The sequence below is a fragment of the Vibrio sp. NC2 genome (assembly GCF_025195005.1).
Classification (GTDB): Bacteria; Pseudomonadota; Gammaproteobacteria; order Enterobacterales; family Vibrionaceae; genus Vibrio; species Vibrio splendidus.
Map to the genome: position 1 here is coordinate 251,683 of NZ_JANVFC010000002.1, position 26,505 is coordinate 278,187.

Below are 26,505 nucleotides of genomic sequence, written 5' to 3' on the forward strand. Positions count from 1 at the left end.
AACACGGATAACCCCACAAAAATAAGGTAAACGCAGCCTGCGTTTGAAGGCTTTCATAAATGTTATCGAATACTCTTTAATTACCAATAGTTTATTGAGTGTTTGTATGTGATATAGGCACCTTGACAATGTGCAACCTGACACCTAAATTAAACATAACATTTGGTATTGAGGAAAATGGATTTGACCTTACCAACAGACCTGCGGGTTTTGATTGTCGACGACTCTAAGAGCGCAACAATACTTATTAAGCAGCAACTCTCGAGCTTGGGCATTTCACATGATTGCATCTTTATTGCGACCGATTATCGACAAGCCATCAAGGCGGTCGAGACGCACTCTTTTCATGTACTCCTCATCGATTACCACTTAGAACAATCCTTCACGGGGTTTGAGCTTTTGGGGATCCTCTATCGAAACAGGCTCATCGATCATACAGTCGCCACGATTCTTGTTTCTGGGGATATGCGTCAGGAAACCGTATTGACGGCCCTTTCTGGCGAAGCACATCACTTTGTTTCTAAACCGATCAATACTCAATCTTTAGGCAAGAAGATTCAAAGTGCTGTGTCCGTTTCGAAGAAACTCACCCAACTGAATGACTTATATCCGATCACTAATCTGGAACGATTGACACAAGCGTTAGCGATCTCCCCGAATGGCAATAGCGTTCAGTTTGAAGCGACGTTGATTGAACACTTAATTGGAGGCAAAGAATGGGATTTGCTTTCAAGCACAATCAACAACTCGAACACGAAAATGCACCCGACCAAATTAGTCGCAGAGGCATTAATTCTAGACAGCTTGGGTAAACCGAACCTAGCCATAGAAAAGCTCCACAATTACCTGATTGCTCAGCCGTTGTCATTAAACGTTATTGATTGTTTAAGCTGCATTTATGAAAAACATAATATGTTACTGCCCGCACTTAAACTGGCCATAAGAGCGTTTGAAATGACACCTAGCATCAGTCACCGTGCGATAAGAGCAATCGACTTGGCAGAAAACGTCGACAACACCCTGATGCTTATCAAGCTTGGTGAGATGTACGCGACGCATATATCGTCTGCCGACATTGATATTATTCATTCCATTAGCGCTCACTTCAGTTCACTAAAGGCGACCTACCAACGTGAGACACAATTAAAGTACAAACGTATTCTGCTGGAACATGCTAATCAATTCACAGAGTTGGTAAACCTCAAACTTCCCGTAAAACAACAGCAACAAGTTCTGGCCAGCCTTGCCCTATTTCAAAGTAATATTTTACTCATTGAGAACAGCCCTCAAGTTGCTCACAAGAAAGTGATTCGAGCCTCGACACTGTTAGCAAATAACTTTTACAACCAACCCACTCACTTATTGCTTCAATTGCTGCCTCTTCTGACTCACTTTGGCGAGTACTCCCTGTACCGCTTAGTTGCAGAATGCTTAAAAGCTCGAGGGGAGACAATAAACCATCAACTCGAATCACAAGATGTAGACCCTTCTACTTGTGTAAATATCGAAAATTCCGATTCCATCCAAGAACTAAAGGACTACATTCACAATTACCCATATTCAATTGCGGCGAAACTTGACTATATATATGCCGTCCATAAAGCTCATATAGAAGAAAACCTTAGACACGAATACTTGAAACAGCTCGCACAGTTAGAGCTTCCACCAAGATGGAGCCAATGGCTCAGTGATTCATTAAGATCTGGTTTTTCTACTAAGCCGCCCAGCCCATTTTCAACATACAGCCGACAGGAGTCTATATGCTAGATTTTGATGCCCTAAATGCCTACTTAGATAATGACAAAGAAGTGATTTTCGCTGTGTTGTCTGTGTATCAAGAAGACCATGGCAATTCATTAGAAGAGATACAAGAACTGGTACAGCAACAGGATTGGGGCAAGCTTCATTTTACCGTGCACACATTAAAAGGCATATTAGCCAGCTTCGGCGAAGAAACCGCCACCGTGGCCTTAGAAAGAGTCGAGCAAAACACACTTAATAAGCTTGCACCTCAAGATGATGATCTTTCTGTTATCTACAGCGAAATGAAGATCATCAACAAACAAATCGATGAGGTGCTCAGCACCTATTAGTCAATTCACTGAGCTTTTGTAATAGCTTTTAGTATTCCGTAACAGCTTTTAGTCTCCACTAATAGTTTTATAGTTTTACGCAGCAAACAATGTCAGCTGAACAGGTTAAAGAGCTGAGGTACTTTGGCAACATGGAACCTCGACTCTTGCCACGTTCTCCTCATTTTCCCTATCAATTATATAGCCGCCCGCTCCTATAAATTCACTCGGTTTATCTACATACGCCAATGCATAACACATACTTTATAAGCTATGCATGTTCATGTTTTCCATGAAAAACCGACACGTTCGATGAGATGTAAAATGGTTAAATACTTGTAGATCTTTTTGTGACGTAAGTATACGAAATTGCATTTTATTTATTGGTAAAGAAGAAACTGTTATCTACACTCTAATGAAACCAAGCGTTAATCACTTGGTGGCATAATAATAAAATAAAAAAATAAAACGTTCAGTCGGCTAAAAAAGGACAAGGAAATGAACAATGACAGTTTTGCTGCGTTTCAAGGGTTCACGGATGACACACCCATTAAAGAATCATTTTCTACCACTGCAGAACCTTATGCTCACTATCTAAAGGATATTGTGGGGATTGATCTGCTGTCGCGTGAAGATGAGGTGTATTACGCAAAATTGAATCGCGCTGGTGACAAGCAAGCACGTGACATCATGATCGAATCAAACCTGCGACTTGTTGTGAAAATCGCAAAGAGTTACCTAAAGCGTAAAGGCAATAATTTCACCCTGCTCGACCTGATCGAGGAAGGCAACATTGGCTTGATTAAGGCCATCGACAAATACGACCCAGAACCAGGCTATCGTTTTTCAACCTATGCAGTGTGGTGGATCCGCGAAAACATTGAAGCCGCACTCATGAACACGGGTCGAACCGTTCGATTGCCAGCCCACGTGTGTAAAGAAATAAACAGCCTCGCCTCAAAAAAGCTCGATGTAAGCAAAAAAATGAGTAAAGAGATTTCTATTTCAGAGTTGTCAGACAGCTCTGGCGTTAAGGCAAAACGTGTCGACCAACTCGTGGCGCTTAGCGGGTTTATTGACGTGACAACAACGGTTGGTATCAGCCACGCACCGATAGTACTTGAACAGTGTGAAAGTGAGTATATCCCTGACCCGCAAAAAGACTGTGAAGATCAATCCTTTACCCAAGCTCTAGAACAAATTATCAATACACTTCCTCCAAAATTACAAAAGGTGCTCATCCACCGTTTTGGTTTCTTTGATAACAAGGTGAAAACGCTGTCTGAGGTGGGACAAATGTTGGATGTAAATGTTTCTAATGAACGTGTTAGACAAATGCAGAAAGAGGCGGTTGAGAGGATTCAAAAACGACTCAAATTTGATGGTTGGGTGTAAGTTGCAACTCAGTTTAGAATCAGTTGAAAATAACGTTAAGCCAAAACAGCAACGTAAGTAAAAGAAAGGACCTTAAGGGTGAGCCTCAAAGCTTGCCCTTTTTGTTTGCCTGTTTTGTTTACCTAATTCGGTAGAAAAACAAAAAGATCGTAAGCTCACGCCCCCTAAATGGCTAATCGCTATTGGCAAATGCCACAGCATTCACTTACCTTAAAGAAGTGACTCGCTCACTGCGTAAAATGAGATAATTGATGTAAGTGGTTTCAAGGCAATCTTGTTCCCACACAGATAAAATCCGCTTAGCCGCAAAATAATAATCTTTGTTTCTCAACAGCATCCCAACAGTGCCGCTGAGCTTTTCAAATCGAACGTGATCGCTCGCAGAGATGTAGTCATCTTCACTTTCAATAATGGGTGCTAAACCATCAGCAAACCAATTATTCAATATTTCTCGCATCTCTAATTCGGACTCAGGCACATCCACACTCGACAACTCACGATGTTGAGGTGGTGGCACGATGTACTTCGACGCTTGCGGTGAACTGACATAACGATGCATGTCGTCCCTCCTTTCTAACTAACTCTTCTAATAATTAAGGACATTTTTATCTGTTCTCAAGTTTATTTAGCGAAACAAAACAAATAAAAAAGCCATGCATCAATGACTCTACATGGCTTTAATGAGGGCAACTTTACGCTGCCCTATCTACTTGTTGGTTTAGACTAAATGTCGGTTCAGACTAAAACTAAGCCCTCTCGATTAAATCGAGCTTTGGTCGAAGTCGTTGCCTTGATCGGTTCCAGTTTGAGAATCTGAATCGAAGCTTCCAGAGTCATCCGTGAAGTCAACACCTTGATCTTGACCACCTGAACTTGTCCAGTCGCTGCCTCCAGATTCCATACCCGCCATGTCCGGTTGCTGCTCTTGCGTAGAACCTTGCATGGTGTATTGATCATCGACCTCAACTTCAACAGAACCGCTAGCACCGTCTATTGAACTACCCAATTCGTCGTAACCTTGGAATTGGATCTCGCTAGTACCTTCATAACCTTCTGGAAGTTCAACGGATACAGGCTGCTCTAGGTTGCCACTGATTGTGAAGCTACCATCACCGTTATCCAGTGCGTTGCTCACAGTAGCGCCCTCAGGTAAGCCAGACATATCAGCGTAATCAACCGATTCGTTACCACTCACCTCATCTGGAATCGAGATAGAGATGGTATCGCCCGGTGCCGCGGTTACATCTGCTGTACTGTCTTCAGTTTCAGCATCTTGAGCTTGGTCATCAGCTTGTTGAGCCACTTCCACTTGTTGCTCTTCTGTTGCTTGAGCAGCTTGGACTTGTGGTTCATCACTTTGTACTGAATCATCTTCAACTTGGATACTTAAGCTGTGGCTTGATACTTCACCGCCGTCGTTAACTTCAACATTCATCGCTAAATTGCCATCGAAGTCTTCGTTCGGCCAGTAAGTCCACTCACCTTCACCTGATTCGGCAAAGAAGCCAGCATCGTTCGCGTCTGCAACATCAACAACTTGTGCAGAATCACTCACGCCCAATTCATCCACCAGCTGTGCATCAGTGATAGTTAGTGAACCATCATCAGCTAAGGCATAACCTTCGCTCGCCGCAGCTTCATCTCCGCCTTGGATATCCACATTGAAGAAGCTTTCGATACGATTTTCGCCATCGGTCGCTATAAACCCAATTTGAACATCACCGGTGTAGTCTTCAGCAGGTGTGAATTGATAGTTACCTTGGTTATCGCTCTCAATTACACCCTGACCTTCCATCAAGCTTACTGACTCAATGCTCAAGCTCTCGCCTTCTGCATCGCTCAGGTTCGCTAACATGTCTTCATCAGTGAACGACAAGGTTGCATCCGCTGCGATTTCCGTCGTCGTGATGCTGTTAACTTCTGGTGCTGCATTCTCTTGCGAGTCGCCTTCTTTCACGACTACGCCAGTTTGCTCATCATGAAGCACGCCATCTTTATCAACTACGTACGCAATGTCTGCTTCGCCAGTAAAGCCTGGTGCTGGAGTGAAAGTCCAAGTGCCATCGCCATTATCGACAATCTCACCTTGGCTGCGGTCGGCAAGATGAACCAGTTTCACTTCATCATCGCTGTCAGCATCCACATTCTCAGCCAAACCGATTAGGTCGTCCGCCGTTAGGATGATGGAATCACCCGCTACGGTTTCGAAATCACCAGAATCGATGCCATCTTCAAACGCTTCCGGCTCATCTCCGTAATCAACCGTTGTTGCGCTTACGGTTACGAAGAACTCACCATGGAAGTCTTCAGGAGGCGTCATTTGAATGTTTGAGATATCCCAATCGAACAGGTCGATGTATTGACCCGGCTCGGTGATCATCACGGTATTCACACCATCTGTTACCTCGAATCCAACAGGGAAACCTGTCATCACCAAGTTACTTAGTGTTTCTGAATCATCGACTAGGCCAACGTTCAGTCCCAAGTGACCCGTTTCATCTTCGCCGAAGACTAATGGGCCATCATGGTCAGTTGAAATAACCGCGCCATCTGCGACAGGACGTACGTACACAGGAACATCGAGAACCGTTTCGAACTCACCGTCACTCACGACAACTTGTAGGTCAGAAACACCCGCAAAGTCGCCTGTTGGTGTGAATGTCCACGTACCATCACCGTTGTCTGTTACTTCTCCGCCATCTTCACCGTCTGCGGTGATAATGCGAGAAACAACAAGGTCAGCGGTATCAATGTCACCGAACAAGTTCATCAAGTCGCCAGCATCGAAGGTGAACGCGCCATCTTCGTTTGTGGTCATCATTGCGTTGCCGACGTTAAACGGTGCATCGTTAACAGGAATGACATCCACATTCAGCGAGCCATCAACCACTTCTTCACCGTCAGTAGCTTGATAACCGAGTTCTACTAAGCCATTAAAGTCTTGCGTAGTCACTAAGTGATACATGCCGTCTGGTTGCTGAGTTAAGGTCGCATTCGCTGGAGCTCGAACTGTGATGCTTTCAATGCTGATCTCATCGCCATCAAGGTCTGTAACTTGATCCGCAATGTAAGCTGGGTCAATCACCATGACCACATCTTCTTCGCCTTGCATCTCAATCATTGGTGCTTCAGGTGCATCATTCACTGGCGTGACATCGATGTTGCCGTCGACTGAAATTGTCTCTTGGCCATCGCTAACGTTAAACGTCATTGGCACATCGCCATTGAAGTTTTCGTTTGGCGCAAATGACCAAGTACCATCTTCGTTGTCTAGCAACTCACCTAAGCTAGGGTCGATTTGTAGACCCGAAGCTGACAGCTCATCTGCGGTGTTATCGATATCGGTAGCTTGAGCTAACAACATGTCTTGTGTGATAAGAATGGTGCTGTCTTCGGCTGTGGTTAGTTTCACATCCTCAGATTCAGGTCCATCGTTCACAGCCAGAACTTCGATTCCTGCCGTTGTTGTTGCAGTTGCACCGTCATCATCGGTCACGACCACATCTAGGCTGATATCACCGTTAAAGTTCTCGTTTGGCGTGAAGGTCACAGACCCGTTATCGTTTTGAACCAAGGTGCCGTCAGAGCCTGAGTAAGTCACGCTTTCAAGCGACACTTCACCATCAACGTCAGAGCTATTAGCAATCAACTGCTCAGGGCTAATAGTAATCGTGCCATCTTCGTTCATTTGGTAAGACGTAGAACCCGCTACCGGCGCATCATTAACATCCGTTACCGTTACATCAATATTGGCATCGACGGTCTCAGTGCCATCAGACACTGTGAAGCCAAGGTTTACATCGCCATTGAAGTTCTCGTTTGGAGCAAAGCTGTAAGTGCCGTCACCGTTGTCAGTGAACACACCCTCTGCGCCCGTGTAAGACACATCCGTGATAGATAGGTCATCACCATCAATATCCGCAGCGCCTGCTAATAGGTCAGCGTCAGTGAAGGTTAACGTACCATCTTCCTCAACGGTAAAGCTCTGGTCAGCAGCCGTTGGTAAGTCGTTCACTGGGTTAACGGTTAGGTCTACGCCAGCTTGGACTGTCTCGATACCGTCTGAAACATCGAAGCTTAGGTCTATGTCGCCGTTGAAGTCAGCACCCGGAGTGATAGTAAATGAACCATCATCGTTCGCTGTTACGGTCGCATTGTCACCTGCAGATAGGTTGCTTGCGGTCAGTGCATCACCATCAACGTCGGATGCGTTAGCCAGCAACTGCTCTTGAGATAGCGTAATTGAACCATCTTCATCAACCGAGTAAGCCACGTTTCCGGCCACTGGTGCGTCATTAACAGCAATAACTTCAATACCAGCGGTAGTCTGAGCCGTCGCACCGTCGTCATCAATAACCGTCACATCAAGGTTGATGTCGCCGTTAAAGTTTTCGTTTGGTGCGAACGTTACCGAACCATCTTCATTTTGAACCAAGATACCGTCTGCACCTGAGTAGCTCACGCTATCAAGCGACACCTCACCGTCCACATCGGAGCTATTAGCAATCAACTGCTCAGGGCTCAATGTGATGGTGCCATCTTCGTTCATTTGGTAAGACGTTGCGCCTGCCACTGGTGCATCGTTAACGTCTGTTACCGTTACGTCGATATTTGCATCAACCGTTTCTGTACCGTCAGATACCGAGAAGTCCAGACTTACGTCACCATTGAAGTTCTCGTTCGGTGCAAAGGTGTAAGTGCCATCGCCATTGTCGGTGAACACACCCTCTGCGCCAGTGTAAGACACATCGGCAACTGAAAGCTCATCACCATCAATATCAGAAGCACCCGCTAGCAGTTGCTCATCAGTAAAGGTAAGTGAACCGTCTTCTTCAATGGTGTAAGCGACATCTTCAACAACTGCGATGTCATTCACTGGATTCACAGTAAGGTCGGCCGTTGCAACAACTGTTTCAGTACCATCAGAAAGGTCGAAGCTTAGGTCAATATCACCATTGAAGTCGGCATCCGGAGTAATGGTAAATGAACCATCATCGTTTGCCGTAACGGTAGCGTTATCACCCGCGGTTAGGTTAGCCGCGGTAAGATCATCGCCGTCCAAATCCGATGCTTGAGCAAGCAGTTGCTCTTGGCTTAGCGTGATTGAACCATCTTCATCCACTGAGTAAGCCAAGTCACCTGACACTGGCGCGTCGTTAACCGCGATAACTTCAATACCCGCAGTGGTTTCAGCGGTTGCACCGTCTTCATCTGCAACGGTGACATCGAAGCTGACATTGCCGTTGAAGTTTTCATTTGGTGCGAAGCTGTAAGTACCATCACCATTGTCAGTAAAGATACCGTCTGCGCCTGAGTAGGAAACGTCGCTAACGGATACATCACCTTCAATGTCTGAGCTGTTCGCAAGAAGCTGTGCTTCAGAGATGGTAATCACGTTATCTTCGTCAACGCTGTAGGTCGTTGAACCTGCAACCGGCAAGTCATTAACAGCAATGACATCGATACCTGCGGTTGTTTCAGCGGTTGCGCCATCTTCATCCATAACAGATACATCAAGACTGATGTCACCGTTAAAGTTTTCGTTTGGAGCAAAGGTGTAAGTACCATCACCATTATCAGTGAATACACCATCAGTGCCGCTGTAGCTTACATCGCTGACAAACACTTCCCCTTCAACATCCGAGCTATTCGCCAGAAGTTGTGCATCGCTTAGCGTGATACTGCCGTCTTCTTCAACGCTGTAAGTTGTAGAACCTGCTACCGGTACGTCGTTGATTGGAACCACTTGAACATCAATATTCGCCGATACAACATCAGTGCCATCGCTGACATCGTAAGTTAGGTCGACATTACCATTGAAGTTCTCGTTTGGAGCGAAGGTGTAAGTGCCATCGCCATTATCCGTGAACACACCGTCGGTGCCTTCGTAATTAACCGACTCGACAGAAAGGTCATCGCCATCAATATCCGTTGCACCAGCCAATAGCTGTTCATCGGTAAAGGTCAGCGAGCCATCTTCATTAATGGTGTAGTCGTGGTCGTAAATAACCGAAAGGTCGTTAACTGCTGTTACAGTAACGTCTAGTTCCGCAGGCGTAACCCCGCCGTTGCCATCGTCCACGTTGTAACTAATCGAGAATTCACCATTGAAGTTCTCTTCCGGTGTAATGGTGTAAGTACCATCACCATTGTCAGTGATAAGAGCGTTCTCAATGGAAACATCTCCAACACTTGGTTCGTTTCCACCCGTCTCACCAGAGTCATCACCTTCATCGTCGGTTAGCAATTCAGAGATATCAATGCCGTTTTCATTCGCGAGCGCTTCTTCTGCCGTTGGTAAATCAAACGCATTCTCGCTGCCTACATCTTGGCTTGGAACAATAACGCCGTTCACGATATCAAATACATGCCAATGGTCACCTGATGGGTTATCAGATAAATCTGGGCTGAAGGTTTCAACCAATGTATCGCCTACAAATACCTGAACCTGTACATCTTCAACACCATCTACATCCCAACTTCTGCTGGTGTAGTTGTGTACTGAATAGTGCATGTCAGCATCTTGATAATTTGGAATAGTGATGGTTTCAGGACCACCGCCATTCGTGTCATCTACATCTTGCTGAACGACATTACCTTCACCCAAATCATGGCTCATGTCGCGATAGTAAATATGGTCTAGCTCACTGCCATTCTCTGTATCGTAGAGCCATAGGTGGTTGTCCATATCACGTGGGCTGTCACCCCATGTGACCACGATACGCATATCTGTTTCTTCAAGTACTTCGGATATAGCGGTTACGCCACCGTTGGTATCTTCGCCTGCTGGAACCAGGAAGCTGCTAGTAATAGAGCCTTCTTGTTCAATAGTGACGGTACCTTGGTCAACAACAGGACCGCTCACAGAGTAGTTACCGGATTGATCCGTCTCCGCTGTGTAAGAATGACCTGCGTTGTCGGTTAGCGTAACATCCGCACCTGCGATTGGATTGCCAGTTTCAGCATCCAACACTGTACCGGTTACGGTTGTTTCATCGCCTTGCTCTCCGATAATTGCGGTCATGTCATCGTCTTCGATGTCAGTCGCGAATTGTAGGAGCTCTTCTTGAGTAATGGTGTATGAACCGTCTTCTTCAATGGTTATCGCCACATCAGCAGAAACAATTGGCGCGTCGTTAACTGGGTCAACGGTCAAGCCTAAGTTAGCGGCAATTGGTGTGTCGCCATCGCTGATGCTGTAGGCAACATCGATGTAGCCATTGAAGTTTTCGCTTGGAGTGATTGAGAACGTGCCATCGCCATTGTCGACAATCGTTGCATCGTCACCCACTAAGGTTAAGTCGGAAGCGACAAGGTCATCGCCCTCAATATCAGCGGCATTCGCAAGTAACTGCTCCTGCGTGATAGTGATGACATTATCTTCATCAACGTTCGCGTAAACATCGGATGTCGTTGGCAAGTCATTGACTGGGTTTACCGTCAGATCGGCGTTCGCCACAATTGACTCAGTACCATCCGAAATATCAAAGCTTAGGTCGATATCGCCATTGAAGTTCGCATCTGGCGTTACCGTAAAGGTGCCATCGCCATTATCAACAACGGATGCATTATCGCCTGCGCTTAAGTTGCTTGCGGTCAGGTCATCGCCATCCACATCAGAGGCTTGAGACAGCAACTGCTCTTGAGTCAGAGTAATCGAACCATCTTCATCAATGCTGTAAGCCAAGTCACCCGATACTGGTGGATCGTTAATTGGAAGAACATCAATACTTGCGCTGGTGGCTACTGTCGCACCGTCTTCATCTGTCACCACTACATCTAGGCTAACATCGCCATCGAAGTTTGCGTTCGGTGCAAAGCTGAATGTGCCGTTACCGTTGTCAGTAAAGATGCCGTCAGCGCCTGTGTAAGTAACACTATCAATCGCCACTTCGCCTTCAATATCCGAAGCGTTCGCCAACAGTTGCTCTGCACTGATGGTGATAACGTCATCTTCGTTGACTGAGTAGCTGGTTGAGCCTGCGATTGGCGGATCGTTCACCTCAAGTACAGTGATTCCCGCGGTGGTCGCTTCTGTTGCCCCTTCTTCATCGGTAACAACAACCGCTAAGCTCACGTCACCATTGAAGTTCTCGTTTGGCGAGAAGGTGTAAGTGCCGTCACCGTTGTCTTCGAACACACCGTCACTGCCAGTGTAAGTCACGCTATCAATCGCAACCTCACCTTCAACATCTGAAGAGTTAGCTAATAGCTGTTCGTTACTGATCGTGATTGAGTTGTCTTCATGTACGGTGTAAGACGTACTACCCGCCACTGGTGGATCGTTCTCAGGCGTCACACTCACATCAATGTTGGCTTGAACCGTATCCGTGCCATCTGACACATCAAAGCTGAAGTTCACATCACCATTGAAGTTCTCGTTTGGCGCAAAGCTGTAGCTTCCGTCACCATTGTCGGTAAGCACACCATCAGCACCCGTGTATGTCACACCTTCGACTGTTAGGTCATCACCTTCAACATCCGTTGCACCCGTTAACAGGTCAGCGTCAGAGAAGCTAAGAACCCCATCTTCACCAATAGTGAATGCTTGGTCTTGTGGCTCTGGCGCATCATTGACAGGTGTTACCGTCAAGTCTAGGCCAGCCGCGACCATGTCTTCGCCATCGGTTACATCGTAACTAAATTCGATATTACCGTTGAAGTTTTCACTCGGTGTAATGGTGAAGCTGCCATCGTCGTTCATTTGAACGGTCGCATTTTCATCATTGGTGGTTAGGTTGATTGCTGATAGGTCATTACCATCAATGTCAACAGCGTGCTCTAGCAACTGCTCTTGAGTTAGCGTGATGCTGTTGTCTTCGGCTGTCACAGCACTGATATCACCATCAACTTCTGGAGCATCGTTCGCTGGCGAGATATGAATCGTCACATCTTGGGTTGCCGTCGCGGTGGTGCCCGTATCAACATCAGTCGATGTCGCATTCACGGTTAGAACCACATCACCATTGAAGTCACCTGAAGGGATAAACTCTAGCCCTTCTAGCTCGCCTGGTTGCAATGACCATGTGCCATCACCGTTATCGGTACCTGCAGAAAGCGAGCTGCCTTCCGGCACGTCTTCAATCAAGATAGCAAGGTTTTCTGAGCCATCGGTATCGGTTAGAGCGGCATCAATATCGAGTGGTACAGGTGTATCTTCGGTACCAATGATTTGGTATTCCGCGTCAGACACTGTGATTTCAATGTTATCGATGCCAAACGACTCATCACTCACACCTTGGTTCAAGGTTGAACCGAAGCCTAACTCAAGTTGGCCATCTTCGACGGGTACCGTTAGGTTGATTTGGTGTGCTTGGTCGTTCCAACCACTAAAGCCTTCACCTTGCGACACGCCGTGAACAACTTCACCCACTTCATTGCCCGCTGAATCGTACAACGTTGTCGTGCCATCTTGAGTTTGGAACGCCGAGTTGTCTAACGAAGTAAGCTCTTCGCCGCCGACAAAGATTTGGAATGACTCACCATCCCAAGAATCAATTTCGTAGAAACTGAACGAGATATTAACTTCGCTCACATCACTTGGAATGTCGTAAGTTTTGCTGACAGCTTCATCGCCACCAGTGCCACCAATACGACCTAGCATGTCACCTGATTCAAAGCCTTGTGAGCTTTCAGTACCGGTATTCCAACCGTTTGAGCCAGACTCGAAGTTGTCTGAAGCAATGACCAAGTCAGACGCAATCGACAGCTCTGGCATATCAACCACAGATTGAACATCAATCGTCGCTTCTGCTGGAACTGTCGCTGTACCGTCATTCACGTCGAACGTCACGTTCACATTGCCGTCGAAGTTTTCATTCGGTGCGAATGTGTAAGTACCGTCGCCGTTATCAACCAAAGTACCGCTATCTGAAGCCACATTTTCAACCGATAGGTTATCGCCATCAATGTCGCCCGCATTTTGCAGCAGTTGCTCTTCTGTAAAGGTAAAGCTGGTGTCTTCTTGAGTCACAAACTGTGGCTCACCGACCGTTGGCAAGTCATTGACAGGGTTAACGGTAAGATCAGCCGTTGCTTGAAGCGTCGCATCACCATCGGTAATGTCGAAGTTCAAATCAATGTCGCCATTGAAGTTAGCATCTGGTGTGATAGTAAAGCTACCGTCATCGTTTGCAGTGACGGTCGCATCACCACCAACGGTCAGGTTAGCCGCTGTTAAGTCATCGCCGTCAACATCACTCGCTTGAGCAAGTAATTGCTCTTGGCTCAAGGTAATTGAACCATCTTCGTCCACGCTGTACGCCAAGTCACCCGATACTGGAGCATCATTAACAGGCAGAACATCAATGCTTGCGTTGGTTGCTACGGTTGCGCCTTCTTCATCAGTAACGACAACATCAAGGCTTACATCTCCATCGAAGTTAGCGTTTGGTGCGAAGCTGAATGTTCCGTCACCATTGTCGGTAAATATACCGTCTGAGCCTGTGTAGTTAACGCTATCAATCGCCACTTCACCTTCGATATCAGAAGCGTTCGCCAACAGTTGCTCTGAACTGATGGTGATAACTTCGTCCTCGTTGACTGAGTAGCTCGTTGAGCCTGCGATTGGTGGATCGTTCACCTCAAGTACAGTAATACCCGCGGTGGTCGCTTCAGTTGCGCCCTCTTCATCGGTAACGACAACATCAAGGCTAACTTCGCCGTTGAAGTTTTCGTTTGGCGAGAAGGTGTAAGTACCGTCACCATTGTCTTCAAAGACACCGTCAGCGCCAGTGTAAGTCACGCTGTCAACGGCCACATCACCTTCAATGTCCGAAGAGTTAGCAAGTAACTGTTCGTCGCTGATGGTAATTGAGTTGTCTTCATGAACGGTGTAAGACGTGCTACCTGCAACCGGTGGATCATTCTCTGGTGTCACGCTGACATCAATGTTGGCTTGAACCGTATCCGTGCCATCTGACACATCAAAACTGAAGTTCACATCACCATTGAAGTTCTCGTTTGGCGCAAAGCTGTAGCTTCCGTCGCCATTATCAGTAAGAACACCGTCCGCACCTGTGTAAGTAACGCCTTCAACCGATAGGTCATCCCCATCAATGTCGGTCGCCCCTGTCAGCAAGTCTTCGTCAGTGAAGTTCAAGATGCCGTCTTCGCCAATGCTGAACGTTTGGTCTTGTGGTTGTGGAAGGTCATTAACTGGATTGACGGTTAGGTCAGCCGTCGCAACAAGCGTATCTGTACCGTCGCTAATGTCGAACGTTAGGTCAATGTCACCATTGAAGTTCGCATCTGGCGTAATGGTAAAGCTGCCGTCATCGTTAGCAACAACCGTCGCGTCTCCATCAACAATCAAGTTAGAAGCAGTAAGGTCGTCTCCGTCTACATCGCTTGCTTGAGAAAGAAGCTGCTCTTGGCTCAAGGTAATCGAACCGTCTTCCTCAACACTGTATGCCAGGTCGCCTGATACTGGTACGTCGTTGATTGGTAATACATCAACCGTAATAAACGTATCAACTTGAGCGCCGTCTTCATCTTGAATGGTCACATCCAACTGCACTTGGCCGTTGAAGTTTTCATTCGGAGCGAAGCTACATGTACCGTCACCATTGATTGAGAAGATACCGTCTGGGCCATCGTAGTTGATCTCAACAAGCTCAACATCACCTTCAATATCAGAAGCGTTCAGCAGAACTTGAGACTCATTGAAAGTCAGTACTGAATCTTCATCGATGGTGTATGACGTTGGGCCAGCAACTGGCGGATCGTTCACCTCAAGGACAGTAATACCCGCCATTGTTGCTTCGGTCGCGCCATCTTCATCCGTCACGACAACATCTAGGCTAACTTCGCCATTAAAGTTCTCGTTTGGCGAGAAGGTGTATGTACCGTCACCGTTGATTTCCAGAACACCGTCGCTACCACTGTAAGTCACGTTATCAATTGCGACTTCGCCTTCGATATCCGAAGAGTTCGCTAGCAGTTGTTCGTTACTGATCGTAATAGAGTTGTCTTCATGAACCGTGTAAGACGTACTACCCGCAACCGGAGGGTCATTCTCTGGCGTCACGCTTACATCAATGTTGGCGCTTACCGTATCGGTACCATCTGATACATTGAACGAGAAGTTCACATCGCCATTGAAGTTTTCGTTTGGAGCGAAGCTGTATGTGCCATCGCCATTGTCGGTTAGGACACCATCTGCGCCAGTGTAAGTTACACCTTCAACACTTAGGTCGTCCCCTTCAATGTCCGTTGCACCTGTTAATAGGTCTTGGTCATTGAAGGTTAACACGCCATCTTCGCCGACTGTGAATGCCTGGTCTTGTGCTTCTGGACCATCGTTCACTGGTGAAACCGTTAACTCCAGATTGGTAGAGACAACATCATCACCATCAGACACATCAAACGTAAAGCTAACATCGCCATTGAAGTCAGCATCTGGCGTTAATGTGTACGTACCATCACCGTTATCTGTGATAGTTACGCTCTCATCATTGGTTGCTAAATTCAGAGCCGTCAGCTGGTCGCCATCGAGATCACGAGCATTAGCTAACAAGTCTTCTTGCGTAATGGTGATAGAACCATCTTCTTCTACTGTTGCTGCAACAGGCAGCGCTTCAGGTGCGTGCTCAATGTGCGCGCCTGTCGCATTAATGTAGATGGTTTGAGAGACCGTTTCAGAATCATCATTCGATAGCTCTGTTGCGGTTGCAGTTACATGAACTTCAAGCTGTTCGTTGAAGTCTTCTGGTAACTGGATTTGTAGTGAATTTTCGATAGCCGTTGTCGGTAAGTTCACCGTACCATCAGGGCCAACGGTCACTTCACCGCTGTAGATTTGGCTGTTCACTTCACCCACATCGATTGTGAAGTTGAAATCTGTGTAGTCAGCATCACCGCCGCCATACAAATCTTCAAAGCCGTAAACCAGTTCGCCGTCTTCATTAACCGTCGTGCGAGTATGTTCGATACCATCTTGGTTTAGCTGAGAGCTTGAACCACCATGGAAGATCGCGTCACCATTCTGCCCTTGCACCACGGTTTCAGTGCCATCAGCAGCAACAAAGACAAGTTGAGGATCAACCGTATCCATGTTCGCTGGTGAACCATCCTCAGCACGGAACTCGTACTGACCGTCTTGCATCGCGTCAAAGTCATTGTGTTGATGCCCGTTTGGAATTAAGAACAGGTTAAAACTCTCACCTTCCTCGACTTGGAAGCTGAACTGATCTTGCCCAGGGACAAGGTCACCGCCGCCACCCACTTGTGATGCATTCTCGTAGACAACTTCAACACCTGTAATGTTGCCGTCTTCATCGACTTTGTAGTAACCCGCTGCGTTTTGGTATCCCGCGGTTTCACCTTCAAACGTTACTGTGATTTCAGTATCGTTGTAACTGGTGATACCGTTTTCTTGGTCATTCAGAACGCCTTCATTATCGTATTGAATAACCGAACCTTCTGGAACACCATCCACCGTTACCGTCAGTGTTTCTGATAGATCTTGGTCTACTAGCGCAGCCGCAATATTAAGCTCAACAATGCCGCCTGGCTCAACCAAAATAGCTTGGTCATCAACATTAACGCCGTCGCCATCGGTTATCACAAGATCCGGCGCATCCGCAACTGCTTCAATATGGACGTTGAGGTCTTGTTCAACCTCATCCGTACCGTCTGTCACAGTAAAGCTGAACTGCAGATCACCACTGAAATGCTCTTCAGGAACGAAGCTAAACGTGCCGTCACCATTGTCGGTGACAGTGCCTTCATCGCCAGAGTAATTGATGCTAGTAACGCTTAGGTCGTCGCCATCAATATCAATTGCACCACTCAACAAATCTTCTTGAGTGAACAGGATGCTGCCATCCTCTTCGATGTGGTACATGCCTGGGGCAACAATTGGAATGTCATTCACCGGATTCACGGTCAATGTCATATTATTAGACGTGCTCAGCTCACCATCGCTCACCTCATAAGTGAATGCAATATCACCGTTGAAGTTTTCAGAAGGTGTCACTGTGTACGTGCCATCACCATTGTCTACAATGCTGGCGTTCGGATCATTGGTTTCAAGCGAAGAAGCAAATAGCTGATCGCCATCTTGGTCGCTCGCGTTCTCCAACAGCATTTCTTGTGTAACGAGGATTGAACCATCTTCGTCGACATCAGCCACCATTGGCGTCGCTTCTGGTGCATCGTTGACGAACTCAACTTTTAGGTCGATGTTTGCGGCAACCACATCAGTGCCATCGCTCACATCAAACGCTAAGTCAACGTTACCGAAGAAGCCCTGCTCTGGTGTTAATGTGTATGTTCCATCGCCATTATCTGTGACTTCTACCGTGTCGCTTGCGCTCGTCACATTCACCACAGACACTTCATCACCTTCAACGTCTGTCGCTTGTGCCAGTAATTCAGCTTCGGTAATAGTAATCGCTTGACCATCTTCCGTAATGAAAGACATGTCTGGAACGTCTGGCGCATCGTTGATTGGATTTACGGTTAAGTTGAGGTTGGCAGCCACGGTCTCAATCGCGTCAGTGACATCGTAAGTAAATTCAATCTCACCAAAGAAGTCTGCACTTGGTGTGATCGTGAAGCTACCGTCTGGGTTTTCTACAACAACCGCATTTGGATCGTTGGTCGCAAAGTTAACCGCTTCAAGGTTATCGCCATCGACATCGGTTGCATTCGCTAACAGATCCTCTTGAGTGATAGTGATTGAACCATCTTCATCAACAGCGACTTCAATTGGACCACTCACCTCAGGGCCTTCATTGACAATTTCAACGTCAACTCTTGCAGTACTTGGCGCGCTTGCTTGACCATCACTGATATCGAAAGTCAGATTCACTTCACCAGAGAAGTTCTCTGCAGGTTCGAAGGTAAAGGTATTATCACCGTTATCCGTTAAGGTACCTTGCGTTTGGTCTGCAAGTAATAGGTTTTCAACATGAAGAATGTCGCCATCAACATCGGTCGCACCAGACAATAGGTCTTTCGCTTCGATGATCATGGAGCCGTTTTCAAGCATTTGTGTGTGCAATGGCTCACCAGGAACTGGCACATCATTGACCGGTACAACGGTTAGGTCTAAATGCGTTGCAACTTCATCAGTACCATCAAACACCTTGTAGTCGATGTCGATTTCACCATTGAAGTTTTCATTCGGCATAAAGGTAAACGTACCATCGCCGTTATCAACTAGCTCACCGTTGTCACCACCGTAAGTGATGTCAGAAATAGACAGCGTATCGCCTTCCACATCTGTGGTGTTCGCTAGCAAGTCATCCGCACTGAACGTGATACCTTCATCTTCGTCTGTCGATAGAACAATCGGGCCAGAAACGATTGGCGCATCATTCACCGATTCGAAGTTGATGTTGATGATGTTGCTGTCTGTTAGCTCACCATCGGTAACTTGGTAGCCGAGTTCGATTTCACCATGGAAGTTTTCATCCGGCGTTACCGTCCAAGTACCATCACCATTATCGATGAGTGTTGCATGCTCTGAGTTTTCACCCACCAGCTCTAGATTTTCAATATCAAGGTCGTCGCCATCAATATCAGATGCTTGCGCCAGTAGTTGCTCTTCGGTAATCACAACCGAAGCAAACTGGGCAGAACCATCGGTATCGACAGTAATATTCGGAAGATCAGCCGTTAGTTCGATTTCGTTGTCACCCGCATGGATGTTCAACTCAACCGTTTCGGTGATTTCTGAACCGTCTACACCAATCGATGTAAACACCGCTTCATCATGAAATGTTTGTGACACTGTCATGTTTTGAACGACGTAAGTACCATTACCTTGCACGGTACCAAGCTCAAAGTAAGACACTGGTTGATCAACCGTTAGCGTGTAATCTGTCTCGAAAGTACCACGGTCTTCTTTGTGGTAAGTCATCGAGTCAATTAGGTCGCCCTCCTCATTGAACGCTTTGATTTCGACTTCTGTAAAATGACGAGACTCTTCCATGAACCAACCACCCAAACCATCTAGGTGGAAACTGATTTCATTGATGTCTTGACCTTCAACCGAAACAGTCAGTTTCTCATCACCACTCAGGCCTTGACGGTCTGTATCACCAAGTCCGTGACCAATGTGGGTGTTACCATTCCAGGCACCAAGAGGGTCATCGTTACTTTGAACGGTTACCGTTAAGTCACCATCTGAGAACTCACGCGTATAAGGGTCAACTTCTGTACCCCAATCATCCACACTCGCGTTATCGTCAAACGTACCGATTTGTGTGGTGTGTGTACCTTCAGCAAGAGCATCTTCACTTGGAACAAAGCGGACTTCGGTATCTGCAGGAACTTCTTGTCCTACTTCCAGTACCACCCATTCGTCATTCACATTCGCTTCAATGATGCCGTTTTCTGGCGCTTGGTCTAAACGTAGTGCTGGTTCTTCACGAAGTGTCACACCAACTGTTTGGTCTTCTTGTGCTTGGATGAAGATTTCATCGCCCGCTTCCGGCGCATCGTTGACAGGGTTAACCGTCAAGTCGAGTGTCGTCAGAACTTCATTTTCACCATCACTGATGCTGTATGTGAAGTCTAACTCGCCATTGAAGTTTTCTGTGTGCGTAATGGTGAATGAACCATCGTCATTCGCAACAATCGTCGCGTCAGGATCGTTGGTTTGTAGGTTAGTTGCCGTTATCTCATCACCCTCAACATCGGTCGCATTCGCAAGTAACTGCTCTTGAGTAATGGTGATTGAATTATCTTCGTCGACTTCAGCCTGAATACCAGATGTTTCAGGGCCGTCATTCACAGCAATAACATCGATGCCAGCGGTTGTAGTTGCGGTTGCACCGTCTTCGTCAACGACAACAACGTCTAGTGAAATATCACCATCGAAGTTTTCATTTGGCGTAAAGGTGTAAGTACCATTGCCATTATCAACAAAAGAGCCGTCATCACCGGAGTACGATACTCCAGACAGTGATACATCGCCTTCTACATCGGAAGAGTTTGCCAATAGTTGCTCATCACTGATCGTGATTTGGCCATCTTCTTGAACGGTGTACGATGTTGAACCTGCAACTGGTGGATCATTCTCAGGCGTTACGCTGACATCAATAACAGCTGATGTTGAATCAGTACCGTCAGAGACATCGAATGAGAATTGAACATCACCATTGAAGTTCTCGTTTGGTGCAAAGCTGTATGTGCCGTCGCCATTATCGCTAAGAACACCATCTGCACCTGTGTAGAGCACGTTTTCAATCGACAGCTCGTCACCATCAATATCTGACGCGCCTGCAAGCAGGTCAGCATCGGTGAAGAGTAAGGTACCGTCTTCTTCAATCGTGAACTGTTGATCTTGCGCTTGTGGCAAGTCATTAACCGGATTCACGGTAATGTCTAGGCCAACTTGAACTGAACCACCATCGTTATCGATGATATCGAAGTTCAGATCTAGGTCACCGTTGTAGTCGGCGTTAGGTGTAATGGTGTAGCTGCCATCATCATTGTGTTGGATGGTCGCATTTTCATCAGTAGATAGATTGATAGCTTCTAAGTTGTCGCTATCGATATCACCTGCTCGTGCTAGCAATTGCTCTTGGCTTAGCGTGATGGAGCTATCTTCATTGATGGTGTAAGCCAAATCGCCCGATACTGGTGGATCGTTAATTGGCAGTACATCAACATTAATCTGTGTCTCTACCGTCGCGCCATCTTCATCTTGAATGGTCACACCCAGTTGAACCTGACCATTAAAGTTTTCATTGGGTGCAAAGCTGCATGTACCATCACCATTTACAGTGAAGATACCGTCAGAGCCATCGTAGTTAATGCCAACAAGTTCTACATCGCCTTCGATATCCGAAGCGTTCACAAGAATCTGAGATTCACTGAACGTCAGAACCGAATCTTCGTCAATGGTGTATGACGTTGGACCCGCAACCGGTGGATCATTCACTTCTAGAACGGTGATGCCCGCAGTGGTTTCATCAATCGAACCGTCTTCATCGGCAACAATAACGTCAAGGCTGATATCACCATTGAAGTTTTCATTAGGAAGGAAGGTGTAACTGCCGTCACCATTATCTTGGAACACACCATCTGTGCCGCTGTAAGTGACACTGTCAACCGACACTGCACCTTCAACGTCAGAAGAGTTTGCTAGCAACTGTTCATCAGAAATTGTGATGGCATTGTCTTCGTTGACCATGTATGAGGTTGAACCCGCAACTGGCGGATCGTTCTCAGGAGTCACACTCACATCAATATTAGCGCTAACGGTTTCTGTGCCATCAGACACATCGAAACTGAAGTTCACATCGCCATTGAAGTTTTCATTTGGCGCAAAGGTATAAGTACCATCACCGTGGTCGGTCAGTACGCCATCACCACCTGTATAGCTAATACCTTCAACGGTTAAGTCATCGCCATCAATATCGGTGGCACCGGTAAGTAAGTCGGCATCTGTAAATTGCAGCGTACCGTCTTCTGCAATACTGAATTGTTGATCTTGAGGAACTGGCAAGTCATTAACTGGGTTAACAGTAAGATCGGCGGTTGCTTGAACTGTGTCAGTACCATCAGTGATGTTGAATTGAATATCAATGTCACCATTGAAGTTCTCATCTGGTGTGATAGTAAAACTGCCGTCATCGTTAGCTACAACCGTCGCATCACCATCAACCGTTAGGTCGCTCGCGGTTAGGTCTTCGCCTTCAACATCGGACGCTTGAGACAACAACTGATCTTGGCTCAAGGTGATTGAACCGTCTTCGTTTACGTTATAAGCCAAATCACCCGATACTGGTGCATCGTTGATTGGCAGAACATCCACGTTGATGACGGTATCAACTTCTGCACCATCTTCATCACGAATGGTCACATCAAGCTGAACTTGGCCATTAAAGTTCTCATTCGGAGCGAAGCTACAAGTGCCATCACCATTTACTGAGAAGATACCCTCAGGGCCATCGTAGCTAATACCAACAAGTTCGACATCGCCTTCCACATCCGAAGCGTTAAGTAGTACTTGTGATTCACTGAATGTTAGAACTGAATCTTCGTCAATGGTGTACGACGTTGGTCCTGCAACCGGCGGATCGTTCACTTCAAGAACATTGATACCCGCGGTCGTCGCGTCCGTCGCACCATCTTCATCAGCAACAACCACATCCAGTGCAATTTCACCGCTGAAGTTCTCATTTGGCGAGAAGGTGTAAGTACCGTTACCATTGATTTCGAGGACACCGTCGCTACCAGAGTACGTCACGCTGTCTATCGATACATCACCTTCAATATCTGAAGATGTTGCCAATAGTTGTGCATCAGAAATGGTAATCGAATTATCTTCATTCACCGTGTAGGACGTTGAGCCCGCAACTGGCGGATCGTTCTCAGGAGTCACGCTAACATCAATGTTTGCAGACACCGTATCTGTACCGTCTGACACATCGAAGCTAAAGCTAACATCACCATTGAAGTTTTCGTTTGGAGCAAAGCTGTATGAGCCCTCACCTAAGTCAGTCAGTACGCCATCAGTGCCTTCATAAGTGATACCTTCAACCGTCAGGTTATCACCTTCAACGTCTGTCGCGCCTGTCAACAGGTCTGCATCGGTGAAGATAAGTGTACCGTCTTCTTCAACGCTGAACTGTTGATCTTGAGGTGCTGGTAAATCATTTACTGGGTTAACGGTTAGGTCAGCCGATGCTTGAACCGTATTGGTACCATCAGAGATATCGAAGCTGATATCGATGTCACCGTTGAAGTTCTCATCTGGCGTGATGGTGAAGCTGCCGTCATCGTTAGCTACAACCGTTGCATCACCACCAACCGTTAGGCCGCTAGCCGTAAGGTCATCGCCTTCAACATCTGATGCTTGTGATAAAAGTTGCTCTTGGCTTAGACGAATCGAACCGTCTTCGTCGATTGAGTACGCTAGGTCGCCAGACACTGGTGCATCATCAACCGCCGTAACGCTCACATCGATGTTCGCAGAGACCGTATCGGTGCCATCAGACACATCAAAGCCGAAGTTTACGTCGCCATTGAAGTTTTCATTCGGCGCGAAGGTGTAAGTACCATTGCCGTTATCAGTAAGAATACCGTCGCCACCATCGTAGGTCACACCTTCAACAGTAAGGTTGTCACCTTCGATGTCGGTAGCGCCTGTTAACAGGTCTGCATCGGTGAAGATAAGTGTACCGTCTTCTTCAACGCTGAACTGTTGATCTTGAGGTACTGGTAAATCATTTACTGGGTTAACCGTTAGGTCTGCTGATGCTTGAACGGTATTGGTACCATCAGAGATATCAAAGCTGATATCGATGTCACCGTTGAAGTTCTCATCTGGCGTAATCGTGAAGCTGCCGTCATCGTTAGCTACAACCGTTGCATCACCACCAACCGTTAGGCCGCTGGCCGTAAGGTCATCGCCCTCTACGTCAGAGGCTTGAGAAAGCAATTGCTCTTGGCTTAGACGAATCGAACCATCTTCATCGATTGAGTACGCTAGGTCACCCGATACAGGCGCATCATCAACCGCCGTAACACTCACATCAATGTTTGCAGACACCGTATCGGTACTATCTGACACATCAAAACCGAAGTTTACATCGCCATTGAAGTTTTCGTTTGGAGCAAAGGTGTAAGTACCATTACCGTTGTCAGTAAGAATACCGTCGCCACCGTCGTAGGTCACACCTTCAACCGTTAGGTTGTCACCTTCAATGTCAGTAGCGCCTGTTAACAAGTCTGCATCAGTAAAGATGAGTGTGCCGTCTTCTTCAACGCTGAACTGTTGATCTTGAGGGACTGGCAGGTCGTTAACTGGGTTAACGGTTAGGTCTGCAGAAGCTTGAACGGTATTGGTGCCATCTGAGATATCAAAGCTGATATCGATGTCGCCATTGAAGTTCTCATCTGGCGTAATCGTGAAGCTGCCGTCATCGTTTTGAGTAACGGTTGCATCACCACCAACCGTGAGGCCGCTGGCAGTAAGGTCATCGCCTTCAACATCTGACGCTTGCGATAGCAACTGCTCTTGGCTTAGACGAATCGAACCGTCTTCGTCAATTGAGTACGCTAGGTCGCCAGACACTGGCGCATCATCAACCGCTGTTACGCTCACATCGATGTTTGCAGAGACCGTATCGGTGCCGTCTGACACATCGAAGCCGAAGTTTACGTCGCCATTGAAGTTCTCGTTTGGAGCGAATGTGTAAGTACCATTACCGTTATCAGTAAGAATACCGTCGCCGCCATCGTAGGTCACACCTTCAACCGTTAGGTTGTCACCTTCAATGTCTGTAGCACCGGTTAATAGGTCAGCATCAGTGAAGATAAGTGTGCCATCTTCTTCCACGCTGAACTGTTGATCTTGTAGTACTGGCAGGTCATTAACTGGGTTAACCGTCAGGTCAGCTGAAGCTTGAACCGTATTAGTACCATCAGAGATATCGAAGCTGATATCGATGTCGCCATTGAAGTTATCATCTGGCGTGATGGTGAAACTGCCATCATCGTTCGCAACGACTGTTGCATCACCGCCAACTGTAAGGCCGCTAGCCGTCAGGTCATCGCCTTCAACATCTGACGCTTGTGATAAAAGTTGCTCTTGGCTTAAACGAATCGAACCGTCTTCATCGACTGAGTAAGCAAGGTCGCCCGATACCGGCGCATCATCAACCGCCGTAACGCTTACGTCGATGTTTGCTGACACCGTATCGGTACCGTCAGACACATCGAAGCCGAAGTTTACGTCGCCATTGAAGTTTTCATTTGGCGCAAAGGTGTACGTGCCATTGCCGTTGTCGGTAAGAATACCGTCGCCACCGTCGTAGGTCACACCTTCAACAGTAAGATTGTCACCTTCAATGTCTGTAGCGCCTGTTAATAGGTCTGCATCAGTGAAGATGAGTGTGCCATCTTCCTCTATTTCAAACGTTTTATCTTCAGGAACCGGCGCGTCATTAATCGGACGTACCGTTAAATCAATTGCGCTGCTAATCGTTTCTTGGCCGTCACTGATGTCGAAAGTAAGGTCAAGTTCACCATTGAAGTCAGCTGAAGGAACTACTGTGAAAGTACCGTCACCATTGTCTTGAACGGTTGCATCAGCACCAACTTGAACGTTAGATGCAACCAGTTCGTCCCCATCTACATCACTTGCGTATTCGAGTAATTGTTCTTGAGTGAATGTTATGGAGCCATCTTCATCCATGATGTAAGCCAGATCTTGTTCTGCTTCTGGCGCATCATTTTCACTTTCTACATTGATTTGGAAAGTTTCACTCGTCGTTTCAGAATCAAAATCATCTTCTACTTGATTCGTTGCTTCACCGCTTTGGTCCTGAACATCGACTGCAAACGTTTCTTCTGCGGTTTCCGAGTCTAGATTATCACCACCTTGTGACCCTTCAGAATCTGTTGATGAGCTTGATGCTGCTGAAGTTTGTACTGCTTGACCTTGGTCTTGATTGCCTTCTGCATCAACTCCCCCTTCAGATCCGGCTGCACCACCGCCTCCTACTGCCTGTGCGCCTGCACCAGAATCCCCACCACCACTTCCGGATGCGCTTTCAGCACTTCCTCCTTCAGAAGCCACACTGTCGACTACATTGGATTGTGCTGCGTCTGAATCTCCATCGCTTTCTGGCGTCTCTTCTTGAACAGCCGCACCAGAAGCCGACGCATCTTCAGCATTACCTGCGCCACTCGGATTGTCTTCTAAAGCCTGATTAACCTCGTCGGCCGCATCCGTGTTTTCAGCACCCGTCGCTATTGTCGACGCAATCGTATTTTGTTGATTTTGTTGATTCTGCTGTTGGGAGGGCGTACCCGCGTCGTTCGTGTCCGTTTGTTCTACCGCGTCATTGAGATCTTCATTTTGGTTGTTTTGGTTATTTTCGCCTGCCATTACAGCCTCCGTTGCTACTAGCTAACTGATCGTATTTAGAGGCATTAAAGGACACCATTTTGAAAAACCAAGTTTTTATACAACATTTTTCATATTTTTCTTTTTATACATAAAGAATCAAAAAAAATTTGAAAACTACCTTTAAACATCCTTAGTTATTGTGATTAAAGCAATTACAGCGGT

Annotated in this window: 5 protein-coding genes and 1 pseudogene; 3 read left to right on the plus strand and 3 right to left on the minus strand. The window is 46.7% G+C overall.

All coding sequences use genetic code 11. The annotated features are described in order from the left end of the window. Positions 1–177: 177 nt before the first annotated feature. The 3 genes from NX845_RS04820 (at position 178) to NX845_RS04830 (ending at position 3,467) form a co-directional block, all read left to right on the plus strand. Positions 178–1,767 carry a response regulator gene (locus NX845_RS04820; protein ID WP_102446689.1) on the plus strand — a complete coding sequence of 530 codons (1,590 nt, stop codon included), beginning with the start codon at positions 178–180 and terminating at the stop codon, positions 1,765–1,767. Beyond that, complete coding sequence (locus NX845_RS04825) at positions 1,761–2,093, plus strand: Hpt domain-containing protein (RefSeq protein ID WP_017079133.1); 333 nt, start codon at positions 1,761–1,763, stop codon at positions 2,091–2,093. The genes NX845_RS04820 and NX845_RS04825 overlap by 7 nt, the downstream gene beginning before the upstream one ends. A 477-nt stretch (positions 2,094–2,570) precedes the next feature. Continuing rightward, positions 2,571–3,467, plus strand: coding sequence for an RNA polymerase sigma factor RpoD/SigA (locus NX845_RS04830; protein ID WP_260256590.1), 897 nt, complete (start codon positions 2,571–2,573; stop codon positions 3,465–3,467). Positions 3,468–3,672: 205 nt separating this feature from the next. Here the strand turns inward: NX845_RS04830 and NX845_RS04835 are convergent, their stop codons facing one another. From NX845_RS04835 to NX845_RS23445, 3 genes and pseudogenes are all read right to left on the minus strand, one after another. After that, a complete protein-coding gene (locus NX845_RS04835; protein WP_065681427.1) occupies positions 3,673–4,026 on the minus strand; it encodes a hypothetical protein in 354 nt (117 codons plus the stop codon). A 201-nt stretch (positions 4,027–4,227) separates the two neighbouring features. Then, positions 4,228–24,861, minus strand: coding sequence for a tandem-95 repeat protein (locus NX845_RS04840; protein WP_405054867.1), 20,634 nt, complete (start codon positions 24,859–24,861; stop codon positions 4,228–4,230). Further along, positions 24,835–26,322, minus strand: a pseudogene (locus NX845_RS23445) (tandem-95 repeat protein); the annotation flags it as partial. The gene NX845_RS04840 and the pseudogene NX845_RS23445, both read right to left, overlap by 27 nt. Positions 26,323–26,505: the final 183 nt, after the last annotated feature.